Origin of the sequence: Streptomyces sp. GC420, from assembly GCF_009916105.1 — a bacterium.
GTDB lineage: Bacteria > Actinomycetota > Actinomycetes > Streptomycetales > Streptomycetaceae > Streptomyces.
Genome location: NZ_JAAAXQ010000045.1, coordinates 19,154 through 30,537, shown reverse-complemented (window position 1 = coordinate 30,537; position 11,384 = coordinate 19,154). Strand labels below are relative to the sequence as shown.

Below are 11,384 nucleotides of genomic sequence, written 5' to 3'. Positions count from 1 at the left end.
ACTCCGCACCGTGCGCTGCGTGGTGCTCCGCTGCTGACCGGGTGCCGGGCGCTCTCCCGCGCCCGCCCCTAGTCACGTGCTGTCAGCAGTGCACCGTCAATACGCATCAGGAGGAGTGACATGCCCATCGACCCTTACGCGGCGGTGAACGCGATGCTGCGCGCCGAGGTCTGCAGGCTCGAACCCGAGGAATTGCGCGAGCAGGGCGAGCCGGAGAAGGGCTCCGGACCCCCCGCGCGGGAGGCCGCCGTCCCCGAGCGTGCGGTGAAGGGCCGAGGCCCGGAGCACGACGGCTGATCTTACGACCGCCGCCCCTGCCGGGGCCGGACGGCCCCACGGGCCGTGCCCGGTCCCGGCAGGGGGCTGGCCGGGCCGGACGCGTCAGGGGCGGAGGAGGTAGGGCGTCGTGGTGGTGAGGGGGACGAAGCCGAGGCGTCGCAGGATGGGGCTGCTCTGGTCGGACGCGTCCACCTGGAGATAGCGGTAGCCCCGCTCCGCGGCGAGACGGGTGCGGACGGCGACCAGGGCACGGTAGATGCCGCGGCCCCGCCACTCCGGCACGGTGCCCCCGCCCCACAGGCTCGCGAAACCGGTGCCCTCGTGGAACTCCATCCGGGACGCGCACACCGGCCGGTCCCCGGCCATGGCGACGAAGGCCGTGAACGACTCCGGGTCGGCGGCAAGCCGGGCCAGCAACTGCGTCCTGAGCGCGGAGCCGTCAGTGCCGAAGGCCCCGTCGTGCACGCGCGTCATCAGGTCCACCCCCGCCGGGTCGGTCACCGGCACCAGCGCGATGCCCTCGGGCAGTTCGACGTCGGTGGGCAGATCCGCGATCTCGGCGACCATGAGGGTCTCCTGGGGCTCGGGCTCGAAGCCCGCGGCGAGGAGCCGTACGGCGAGGTCCCCGGGCCGGTCGTGCGCGTACAACTTCCACTCGAACTCCTGGCCGAGCCCCTCGAAGTGGCGTACCTGTTCCGCGATGGCCGCATCCGCGGTCGTCTCGTCCAGGCCGGACCAGATCACCGCCGCCCAGCCCTCGCCGACCTCGCGCACCACGTCCCCCACGAGTTCGACGCGCGCGTGGGTCCCCCCGCTCCGTGCGCCGCGCCTCATCCGGTCGTCGAAGAGTGCGAGCACCGCATCATGATCCATTTTCACAGCCCATCACTCCCGGGCCGCGTACGGCAACCGGTTTTCCGACCGCCGGGACGGCCTCAGCCCTGCGCCCACGCCCCCCCTCGGCGCGGGAGCGCCACCCGCCGAGACGTCCGCGGCGCCCGGCCCGGAGTGAGCGAACCCCGTCCGGGAGTGAGCGAACCGGGGCGCGGCCGGGCCGAGGGGCCCGGGCGCCCGCCCGAGCCCGACGCGAACTCGGTGGTGCGGCAGCTCAAGAAGGCGCGGAGGGGGCGTGGTTCCGCGCCACGCCGTCACGCCACTCGGTCGATTTTCCGCCACCCTCCCCTCCTCCACACCGAGTTGTGGAATTCGCGCCGGGAACCGCCTGACTCGTAGGGCATCCATGCCACGCGTGGCGCATCGGCACGTGCTCCCACAGCGGCCGGGCGCACGCTGGTTGGCCTGATCCGTTCGCTCACCGGTCACCGGCGGCGGGTGACTGTCAGACCCCTCCGGAAAGCTGGTCGCACCACATCGGACGAGCGGGACGTTCCGGAGAAGCGCTCCGGAGAAGGGCAGGCCGGCGGTGACCGAGGCAGAGCGCAGGGCGGCACAGGCTTATCTCCGGGTGCTCCGGGCGGTGCGGGCCGTGGTGGACGACGATCCGGACCGTACCGCCGAGGCCGCCCATCTGCTCGCCGCGCCGGTGGGCGAGGCCGACCGGGCGCTGGAGGAGGCGGGCCTGCGGGGCAACGAGGCCCGCCTCTTCGGGCTCGTACGGCAGTTGCAGCCCGGCCCGCTGTACCCGGGGCCCTATGAGGAGGCCGCCGTGTAGCCGTGGCCGCCTCCTCCGGCACCCCGCGGACGGAGGGCGCCCGCCCCGCTCGCCCGCTGGGGGGAGGACGCCGCGGCGGCCGGAGGCGGACCCGGCAGTGAGACCGAGGGCGCGGCAGCGTCCGGCCCGGTCGGCGATGCGTCCAGCAGGCACGGAGCGAGGAGGAGGGCCCGATTTCGGCGAGCACGGCGGTGGTGCGGCACACGATCGGCCGACCGCGGTGATCGGTCCGGCGGTGCTGTCCGGGCGGTCCGGGCCGCGGCGGCCGGGCGCTTCGCCGTCTGTGACCGGTGCGCATGGACGCGCACACGGGAGATGTGCGCGTCCGGTGGAAGCGGCCGGAGCGTGTCTTCGGGCGAGGCCGTCGCGCCGTCGTCGGCGTGGTGGCCGGCACATCGGCGCGGTGACGCCGGGTGCCGTGGGCCGGCCGCATCCGGCGCGCCGGGTCGCGCGTTGCACCGGGTGGCCCCTGCGGTGCTCCGGCCGCGAATGCCCGTCCGGCTCCGGCGGCCGAACCGCGTGCGGGGCCGCGGGATCCACGCCGCCACCGGGGAAGGCGCGGCACCGCACGGGGGCGGCGCCTCGACCGGCGGCGGGAACGTCAGTCGTGCGGGACCACGGCCACGGGGCAGGGCAGGTGGTGCAGCGCGGCGTGCGCGACGGGCCCCAGCCTCCCGCCGAACGGTGCGGAGTGGCGCCGCTTGCCGACCACGACGAGCCTGCTGTGCGCCGCGGCGGCCAGCAGGACCTGGGCCGCCGTACCCGTCTCCACGTGTTCGGTGAGGGGCACGGTGGGGAACTTCTCCCGCCACGCGGCCAGTTCACCTGCCAGCGCCTCGCGTTCCTGTGCCTCGAAGCGCCCCGGCTCACCGCTGGGCCCGGGGAGCAGCGTGGTCAGGGGCAGGGACCGGACGACCCGCACGGGCGTCCCGTCGGGCTCGGCCGAGGCGAAGGCGAAGTCCAGCAGGGCGTGTGCGGCCGGTCCGTGCGCCGACAGGCCGACCGTGATGGCGCCGTCCTCGTTACCCAGGACGTCGTCGTCGCCCGGAACCGGAACCGGAGCCGCACCGTGCGCGCCGGCAGCGGCGCCTGCCCTGACCGTGACCACCGGGCAGCCGGCGGCACCGATCACGTGCAGGCTGACGGATCCGAGCAGGAACCCCACGACGGCGCCGTGCCCCCGGGAGCCCACCACCAGCATCCCGGCGTCCTCGGCATGGTCCAGCAGTGCTTTCGCCGCCGGGTCCGCGACCAGTTCGGTGGACACGGACAGCCCGGGGTGGAGCCGGGTCAGTTCGGCCGCGGCGGCGTCCAGCACCTCGCGCCCGTAGAGCTGCTTGTTGTGGCCCTCCTGGGCGATGGGCGCGTTCAGCGGCTGGGACGTCCACGAGTGCAGCAGAAGCAGCGGCGAACGCCGTGCCGTCGCTTCGCGGGCGGCCCAGCGTGCCGCGGCCAGGCTCTCGCGGGAACCGTCCAGACCGACGACGACGGGACCGGGCATGGGGAACCTCCAGATGCCGCCGCGGCGTGCCGCGTCCGGCTCTCGTCCTGACTTGTTTCGGATCTTCAGTGTCCCGGGCGGACGGGCCGGCCGCGAGGGCCATTGGTCCTGCGGCGTGGACCGCAGTTGGTCCGGGGCAGGGACCAACGGCCCCCTGGCAGCGGCCCGGGGGCCGCGGGAGGCTTGGGGCGAGGGCCGGGGACGAACACCCCGGCCGCCGCCGCGGCGACCCGGTCTGCCGCGCCCCGGCCGGGACCGGGTACGGTGCGGGCTGATCAGTAAACAGTACGCAAAGCGCGCAGGCAGGCGCACGGACATGGGAGAGACGAGCATGAGCGTTCCGGTCGTGGTGGGAGTGGACGGCTCGCCCTCGAGCCTTCTCGCGGTGGAGACCGCCGCGCGTGAGGCGCGGCTGCGCGGGGTCGGGCTGCGCGTGGTGCACGCCTTCATCTGGCCCGCCATGCACGTGCCGCTGGGCCCGTCGCCGCTCGGCCCCGCCGAGGGCGGGCTGCGCAATCTGGCGGACACGACGGTTGCGGACGCCGTGGAGCGGGCGCGGACCACCGAGCCCGAGGTGGAGATCGAGTCCGCCGTCGTCACCGGTGAGCCGCTGTCGGTCCTGGAGGCGGAGTCGCGGAGCGCGGCACTCGTCGTGGTCGGCAGCCGCGGCCTCGGCGGGTTCACCGGGCTGCTGCTGGGCTCGACGGCCGTGCACCTGTCCGCGCACGGCCGCTGCCCGGTGCTCGTGGTGCGCGGCCGGCAGGAGCCGGCCGGCCCGGTGCTGCTGGCCGTCGACGGTTCCCCCGCGGGTGAGGCGGCGGTGGCGTTCGCCTTCGCCGAGGCCTCGCTGCGCGGCGCGAAGCTGGTCGCCCTGCACACCTGGAACAACTGGACGGGGCCGGTCGCGACCGCCCCCGGCGACCCGCTGCCGCTGGTGTACGACGAGACCATGCTCCGCGACGAGGAGGAGCGCGTGCTCGCCGAGGCGCTGTCGGGCTGGCAGGACAAGTTCCCCGACGTCACGGTGGAGCGCCGGCTGGTGCAGGCGCACCCCCGCCAGGCCCTGATCGAGGCCAGCGAGAGCGCCCAGCTGCTGGTCGTCGGTGCACGCGGCCGCGGCGGGTTCACCGGGCTGCTGCTCGGTTCCGTGAGCCAGGCCGTGCTGCACCACGCGCACTGCCCCGTCGCGGTGGCACGCTCCGGGCGTGACTGAGGATGAGCGGGCATGCAGCGGCGGAGGACACACCCGTCGCACCCCGCTCCCCCGAAGCGGCGCCCGCCGCGTTCACTGACGCCTACCGCGTCGAGAGCGCGGCGGTTGCCGCCGCGCTCGGTGTCGACCCGGCCCTCGGCCTGAGCACGGCCGAGGCCGGGGTGCGTACGACGGAGTACGGCCCGAACGAGCTGGCGCAGCCGGCCAGGCGCGCGCAGTGGCTGCGCGTGCTCGACCAGTTCCGCAGCTGGCTGATCGGGATCCTGATCGGCGCCGCGGTCGTCGCCGGAATCATCGGCGAGGTCGGCGACGCGCTGGTGATCACCGTGGTGCTGCTGGTCAACGCCACGATCGGCTATCTGCAGGAGCGCCGCGCCGAGCGCAGCCTGGAGGCGCTGCAGCGGATGCTGGTGGCCACGGCCAGGGTGCGCCGGGACGGCGAGGTGCGCGAGATCCCGGCGCGGGCCCTGGTGCCGGGCGACGTGGTGCTGCTGGAGGCGGGCGACCGGGTGCCCGCCGACGGGCGGCTGACGGTCGCGGAGTCGGCCGAGGCCGGCGAGGCCGCGCTGACCGGCGAGTCGCAGCCGGTCGCCAAGACGACGGCGGCCGTCGACCACGACGGCGAGGAGCCGGTGGCACCCGCCGAGCGGACCGGCATGCTGTTCATGAACACGGCTCTCACCCGGGGCCGTGCCGAGATGGTCGTCACGGCCACCGGCATGCGCACCGAGGTCGGGGCGATCGCCGAGGCGCTGCGCACGGGCGCGCAGCCCCCCAGCCCCCTCCAGGTGCAGATGGACAGCCTGGGCCGGCGGCTGGCGATGGTCAGCGGTGTGGCGGTCGCCGCCTACGCCGTCAGCGCGCTCGTCCGCGGCGCCGCTCTGTCGGACGTGGCGCTGCGGGCGGTGGCCCTGGCGGTCGCGGCGATCCCGGAAGGGCTGCCGGCCATCCTGGCGCTGACCCTGGCGCTCGGCGTGCACCGCATGGCCCGCCGCGGGGCGATCGTCAAGCGGCTGGCCTCGGTGGAGTCGCTGGGGGCCGCGACCGTCGTGTGCAGCGACAAGACGGGCACCCTGACGCTGAACGAGATGACCGTACGGGCCCTGTGGTCCGGGGGGCGGCTGTACGACGTGACCGGTGAGGGCTACGGCACCTCCGGGGAGGTACGCCTCGCCGGTGCGGACGGGCCGGCCCTGGAGCCGCGGGACGCGCAGGCGCAGGCGGAGGCGCTGCGCGAGGCCGTGCTGCCGTTCGCCCTGTGCAATGACGCGCGGCTGACGCCGGACGGGGTCATCGGCGACCCGACGGAGGCCGCCCTGGTGGTACTCGCGGCGAAGACGGGGCTCGACGTGGACGCGCTGCGCGCGCGGGTGCCCCGTACGGGCGAGGTGCCGTTCGACGGCGGCGCGAAGTACATGGCCACCTTCCACGCGGAGCCGGACGGCCGTACTCGCGTCCACGTCAAGGGCGCGGTGGACGTGCTGCTGGGCCGCTGCACGAGGGTGGCCACCGCCGGCGGCACGGCAGCGCTGGACGCGGAGCGCCGCGCGGAGATCGTAGCCGCCGCGTCCCGGCTGGGCGGCACGGGGCTGCGCGTGCTCGGCTCCGCCACCGCGGTGGTGGACCGGCCGCCCGCCCCTGCCGGGCCGGGCGCGGCGGGGGTGCCGGCCGACGGTCTGCCGGAACTGACGCTGACCGCGATCGCGGGCATCGCCGATCCGCCCCGGCGGGAGGCGGGCGAGGCGATCGCGCTGTGCCGCACCGCCGGCGTGGCGGTGAAGATGATCACCGGTGACCACGCCGACACGGCGGCGGCCATCGCCCGTGAGCTGGGTATCGAGGGCGAGACCGTCACCGGCGCCGACCTGGACCGGATGACGCAGGAGGAGCTGGCCGGGCGCGTCGACCGCATCGCGGTGTTCGCACGGGTCGCCCCGGAGCACAAGGTCACCATCGTGCGGTCGCTGTCCGCGAAGGGCCACATCGTGGCCATGACGGGTGACGGCGTGAACGACGCCGCGGCCCTGCACGCGGCGCACATCGGAGTGGCCATGGGCATCACCGGCACCGACGTCGCCAAGGAGGCGGCCGACATGGTGCTGACCGACGACAACTTCTCCACGATCGTGCGGGCGATCCGCGAGGGCCGCTCGATCTACGACAACATCGTCACCTTCGTCCGGTTCCAGCTGTCGACCAACATCGGGGCGATCCTCACGCTGCTGGCCGCCTCCCTGATCGGGCTGCCGGCCCCGCTGACGGCGGTGCAGCTGCTGTGGATCAACATCATCATGGACGGTCCGCCCGCGATGGCCCTCGGTGTGGACCCGGCCCGCGGCGACGTCATGCACCGGCCGCCCCGAGGGTCGGGGGAACGGATCCTGACGGCGCGCCGGCTGGCCGCCATCACCCGGACAGGCGCGGTCATGGCCGTCGGCACGCTGGCGGTCCTGGCGTCCGCCCGGCACTACACCGACGCTGCCACCGCGGCGACCATGGCGTTCACGACCTTCGTCCTGTTCCAGCTGTTCAACGCTCTGGGCGCCCGGTCGGAGGCGGGACCCGTCGTGGGCCGTCACCAGTTCCGCAACCGGACGCTGTGGCTGTGCCTCGCCGCGGTGCTGCTCATGCAGATCGCCGCCGTCCATGTGCCGTGGGCCCGTACGGTCTTCGACACGGTTCCCCTGGACGCCGGGCAGTGGCTGGTGTGCGCCGCCACCGCCTCCACCGTGCTGCTGGCCGAGCACCTGACGCGCGCCGTGACCGCCCGGCGCGACGGCCGGGGACGGCAGGGGAGCGGCGAGGACCCCCGCGTGCGCGCGGCGGCCTGACCTCCCGGCGCCGCGGGCCGGGAGGTCGGCGGCGCCAGGAGGTCCGCCGCGCCAGTAGAATTGAAGAGTTCTTCAATTCGTCAGTTGCTGCGGCGCGGGCGGGCGAAAGGTGATCGGGGTGGCGGTTCCGCTGTACGAGGCCAAGGCGGAGTTCTTCCGGATGCTGGGTCATCCGGCGCGGATACGTGTGCTGGAGCTGCTCCAGGACGGGCCGATGCCCGTACGGGACCTGCTGGCGGCCATCGAGATCGAGCCGTCGAACCTGTCGCAGCAGCTGGCGGTGCTGCGCCGCTCCGGGATCGTGACGGCCACACGCAACGGCTCCACCGTGACGTACGAGCTGGCGGGCGGCGACGTCGCGGAGCTGCTGGCGTCCGCGCGGCGGATCCTGACCGTGCTGCTGGCGGGGCAGCAGGATCTGCTCGACGAACTGCGTCAGACCGGGGGCACGCCCGTGCGGGGCGGGGCCTCGTAATGGGAGTCGGTCGCTTTCTGCCATGGCGGCGGCATCTGCCCGTAGCTCCGCGCGAGCACGCGGCGGCCGCGCCGCGGCGGTACGTGTTCACCGTGCCGACCGAGCCGGGATGCGTCGCGCTCGCCCGGCGGACGACCGCCGCCCGGCTCCTGGAGCTCGGCATCACCCCGAGATCCGCGTTCGCGGACACGGTGCTGCTCGTCGTCAGCGAACTCGTCACCAATGTGCTCCGGCACGCGTCCGACCACTCGCCGGCCGCCGAGGTGGGCGTCACCGCCGGAGCCGGCCGGCTGGTCGTCGGGGTCGCCGACCGGGATCCCCGCGTACCGGCCCTGCCGGCCGGAGGGACCGGGCGGGGGTTGCTGACGGTCGGGGAACTCGCCGCGCGGTACGACGGCGAACTGAGCATCCAACCGGCGGCGCACGGCCCGGGCAAGACCGTCCTGGTCCGCTTCGCCATGCCCGACCCGCGTCTGCGGTGACCGCCACCGCCGGGCGGCGCACCGTGCGCCCTCCCACCGACCGCGTTCCGACGCCCCACCCACCGAAGGGACTTCGCATGGCCGACGGCACCGAGAGCACCGGGCAGCAGGAAGGGAAGCGGCCCGATCCCGCGATATCCCGGACGGGCGGCGAGAGCGAGAAGTGGCTGGAACGCGGCCTCGCCCTGAGGGTCTTCGTCTACGTCTTCGCGACCCACCTCTTCGCCGGATTCGTCTACCTGCTGTTCTACCTGGGCGAGCACGCGCAGAAGTGACGGCCAGCAACGAGTTCCCGCGCGGTCAGCGGCCTCCTCATCACGCGAAGGCGTGAACACGGCCGGAACACGCCGGCATCGGAAGGCGGTACGGCCACGGATTCGGGCGCCCGGCGCGTCCGGCGACCCGGAACGCCATCCGCGCCCTGATCGGACGGCGGGCCTCGGCGGGCGCCCTCGCCGGTCACGGCAGTCACAGCAGTCACGGCGCGGCAGCGTGATGTCCGGCGTGCCGCCGCCCGCCGACGGCGTCCGCCGACGGCATCCGCGGCATCGCCGCGTACCGCTCGGTGCGGCCCCGCTCCTCGGCGGGCCGTGGGAACTCGCAGGACACTCGGAGACCCGGGTCCGGCTCGCGGCGGGCCGCAAGCGGCCCGGCCGCCGAGTCGCCCGCGCACCGGGCTCTGTCTCTGCGGCCAACGCCTGCCGCTCGCCGGCGGGGTGGGGAGCAGCAGCGCCGGACACGACCGGCGAGGGGCGTGGCCAAGGTGGGGCCGGGTGCCGCCGACAGCGGTGAGCCCGCGTGCTCCACCGGTGGGAGCGAGGCACCCGGGCGGCCCGGCGCGGCCCGGCGGTGGGGCCACCGCGGCCGCCCCACCGCCGTAGGACTCGGGGTGAGGCGGCCGTCGTTCACCAGGGCGTCGCCCGGTGGTGGGCCGTCGTCACATCGTCACCGGAAGGTGCCCGCGGCGGCGCTCCCCGCCCCGGAGACTCCAGTGGTCACTCCCGTGGTCACTCCCGTCCCGCCGCTCACGACGCCGGCCCCGAGGACCCGCTCTGGGCGGCCCGCAGGTCGGCGAGCAGTTCCGCCTGGCCCGCGAGAACCCCGGACAGGATCGTCCGCGCCACCGTCAGGAGTTCGGCGACGTGGGGGTTCGTCAGCGAGTAGTACACGGTCGACCCCTCCTTGCGGGTGACGACCAGATTGGCCCTGCGCAGCACGGCCAGCTGCTGCGACAGATGAGCCGGCTCGACCCCCACCTGGGGCAGCATCTCGGCCACCGCGTGCTCGCGCTCGCTCAGCAGTTCCAGGACCCTGATGCGCACCGGGTGCCCGAGCGTCTTGAAGAACTCGGCCTTCAGTTGGTACAGCGGTGCGCTCATCGGACGCTCCTCACCGTTCTCCGCGACCCGTACTGTTCCGGTCGCCCGTCGGCGCGCCCCGACCACTCCATCGTCAACAACATACGAACATCCTCGCGTGCGCGGCCCCTCCGGCCGAACCCGCCCGGCGGAACCGGGCCCCGGGCCGGGGTGACACCGGCCGTCCGTCAGGCAGACCAGCCGCTGGTGCGCCACTCACGGCGGTCCTCCGAATCTTCGTCCCGGCCCGCGTGCGCGGTCAGCGCCGCGGCCAGGTCGCTGTGGACGGGGATCTCCGGGCAGGAGCCGTCCGGGACGATGGAGCCGCTCGCGGGGATCGCCGCGAGTTCCAGGGGACGGCCGTGCTCGGCGCAGCGGCGGGCCGCGCCGGCGATGGCGAGCTGCCCCTCCGCCGACCAGCCGCGCAGCTCGCTCAGGTCGACGATGACCGGTCCGGTGCCCCGGGCGATCACCCAGCCGACCGCTCCGGTGAAGCGGGCGGCCGCCTCCCGGCCGAGGAATCCGGCGACGGCGAGGATGCCCAGATCCGGTTCCCTGGTGTAGCGCCATTCGATGGTCATGTGCGTTCTCGCCTTTCGCGGGCGGCTCGTTGCAGGGGAAGGGTGATCCAGACGCTCTTGCCGTTGCCGTCGGCATCGGGCCGTACGACCGCCGTGCCGCCGAGTCCGAGGACGAGTTCGGTGACGGTGGCCAGGCCTCCCCCGTCACCGCCGGCGGCCACCGGGCCGCAGAGCGGGGGCCGGTACGGGTGGCGGTCGTGGACCGCGAAGGCCAGGGTGTCCTCCCCGGCCGCATAGGTGATCGTGGTCTGCGGGGAGAGGACGGCAGCGTGCCGGACGCTGTTGGTGACCAGTTCGCTCAGCACGAGGAGGGCAGGTCCGACCGCGGGGTGCGCCAGGCTGATGCCCCAGTCCGAGAAGGTCATCTCCGCGGTCTGCCGGGCGACCCGGACGGCGCCGGGGATCGTGGGAAGGGTGAGCACGTGCCGGCGCGGCAGAGCGGCGGGGCCCCGCGTCATCGCTCTGCGCCGTCCGCGCGGGTGAGCCGGAACCCCGCCACCGTCTGCGGCCGGATCCGCACCAGCGTGTCGTGCGGGCCGTGGCTCCAGCCCTTCAGGGTGCGCCGGTAATGGGCCGCCTCGTCGCGGTCGGTGATCGTCTGCGCGGCACCCGAGGCGGTGACCGTCCAACCGGTACCGGTCGCCGCGCGGATCTCGTCGACCTGGTAGGTCACCGTCGCCGGGACCGCCCCGGCGGGCGCGGGGACGCGTACGATCAGACACCCGAACTCCCACACGTGCCGGGCCGGGCGCACGACTCCCAGATCCCGCTGGAGGTAGACGAGCCGCCCGAGGGTGCTCCCTTCCAGCAGCCAGACGGCTTCGGCGCCGGAAACCTCGACCATGCGCAGTGGCGCGGGAGTGGTGCTCATGGGGCGGTGTCCTCTTCGAAGCGCGGCTTGAGCCGTGCCCGCCGGCTACTAGCGGGCACAGCCATCACAGCATGTAATGAATTGCTAATTTTAGCAATTCAGGGGGATCGATTGAGAGGAA

General features: G+C 74.5%; 13 protein-coding genes. 7 read left to right on the top strand and 6 right to left on the bottom strand.

Annotated elements, in window-relative coordinates; genetic code table 11:
* The first annotated feature begins 120 nt into the window (after positions 1 to 120).
* On the top strand, positions 121 to 297 hold the full coding sequence (locus GUY61_RS08760; protein WP_166629508.1) for a hypothetical protein: 177 nt from the start codon (positions 121 to 123) through the stop codon (positions 295 to 297).
* A gap of 84 nt (positions 298 to 381) precedes the next feature.
* On the opposite strand, the gene GUY61_RS08755 is transcribed toward GUY61_RS08760, so the two are convergent.
* Entirely contained in the window at positions 382 to 1,152 is a 771-nt protein-coding gene (locus GUY61_RS08755; protein ID WP_166629507.1) for a GNAT family N-acetyltransferase, read from the bottom strand.
* A 550-nt stretch (positions 1,153 to 1,702) separates the two neighbouring features.
* Between GUY61_RS08755 and GUY61_RS08750 the strand changes: the two genes are divergently transcribed.
* Entirely contained in the window at positions 1,703 to 1,951 is a 249-nt protein-coding gene (locus GUY61_RS08750) for a hypothetical protein (protein WP_166629506.1), read from the top strand.
* 601 nt (positions 1,952 to 2,552) lie between these two features.
* Here the strand turns inward: GUY61_RS08750 and GUY61_RS08745 are convergent.
* Positions 2,553 to 3,452 carry a universal stress protein gene (locus GUY61_RS08745; RefSeq protein ID WP_166629505.1) on the bottom strand — a complete coding sequence of 300 codons (900 nt, stop codon included), beginning with the start codon at positions 3,450 to 3,452 and terminating at the stop codon, positions 2,553 to 2,555.
* A 331-nt stretch (positions 3,453 to 3,783) separates the two neighbouring features.
* On the opposite strand from GUY61_RS08745, the gene GUY61_RS08740 reads away from it, so the two are divergent.
* The 5 genes from GUY61_RS08740 (at position 3,784) to GUY61_RS41130 (ending at position 8,728) form a co-directional block, all read left to right on the top strand.
* Positions 3,784 to 4,665 (top strand): universal stress protein, encoded by an 882-nt coding sequence (locus GUY61_RS08740; RefSeq protein ID WP_166629504.1) that lies wholly within the window; start codon positions 3,784 to 3,786, stop codon positions 4,663 to 4,665.
* A 2-nt stretch (positions 4,666 to 4,667) separates the two neighbouring features.
* Positions 4,668 to 7,496 (top strand): cation-translocating P-type ATPase, encoded by a 2,829-nt coding sequence (locus GUY61_RS08735; RefSeq protein WP_166629503.1) that lies wholly within the window; start codon positions 4,668 to 4,670, stop codon positions 7,494 to 7,496.
* Positions 7,497 to 7,614: 118 nt separating this feature from the next.
* Positions 7,615 to 7,971, top strand: coding sequence for a helix-turn-helix transcriptional regulator (locus GUY61_RS08730; RefSeq protein ID WP_166629502.1), 357 nt, complete (start codon positions 7,615 to 7,617; stop codon positions 7,969 to 7,971).
* A 92-nt stretch (positions 7,972 to 8,063) separates the two neighbouring features.
* Complete coding sequence (locus tag GUY61_RS08725) at positions 8,064 to 8,453, top strand: ATP-binding protein (RefSeq protein WP_313896579.1); 390 nt, start codon at positions 8,064 to 8,066, stop codon at positions 8,451 to 8,453.
* Between the two features lie 77 nt (positions 8,454 to 8,530).
* A complete protein-coding gene (locus tag GUY61_RS41130) occupies positions 8,531 to 8,728 on the top strand; it encodes a DUF6126 family protein (protein ID WP_166629480.1) in 198 nt (65 codons plus the stop codon).
* Positions 8,729 to 9,478: 750 nt separating this feature from the next.
* Here GUY61_RS41130 and GUY61_RS08715 read toward each other — a convergent pair.
* From GUY61_RS08715 to GUY61_RS08700, 4 genes are all read right to left on the bottom strand, one after another.
* Complete coding sequence (locus GUY61_RS08715; RefSeq protein WP_166629500.1) at positions 9,479 to 9,832, bottom strand: metalloregulator ArsR/SmtB family transcription factor; 354 nt, start codon at positions 9,830 to 9,832, stop codon at positions 9,479 to 9,481.
* Positions 9,833 to 9,999: 167 nt separating this feature from the next.
* Positions 10,000 to 10,392 (bottom strand): STAS domain-containing protein, encoded by a 393-nt coding sequence (locus tag GUY61_RS08710; RefSeq protein WP_166629499.1) that lies wholly within the window; start codon positions 10,390 to 10,392, stop codon positions 10,000 to 10,002.
* Positions 10,389 to 10,850 (bottom strand): ATP-binding protein, encoded by a 462-nt coding sequence (locus tag GUY61_RS08705; RefSeq protein ID WP_166629498.1) that lies wholly within the window; start codon positions 10,848 to 10,850, stop codon positions 10,389 to 10,391. The genes GUY61_RS08710 and GUY61_RS08705 overlap by 4 nt, the downstream gene beginning before the upstream one ends.
* A complete protein-coding gene (locus tag GUY61_RS08700) occupies positions 10,847 to 11,263 on the bottom strand; it encodes a pyridoxamine 5'-phosphate oxidase family protein (protein ID WP_166629497.1) in 417 nt (138 codons plus the stop codon). Before GUY61_RS08700 ends, GUY61_RS08705 begins: the two co-directional genes overlap by 4 nt.
* Positions 11,264 to 11,384: the final 121 nt, after the last annotated feature.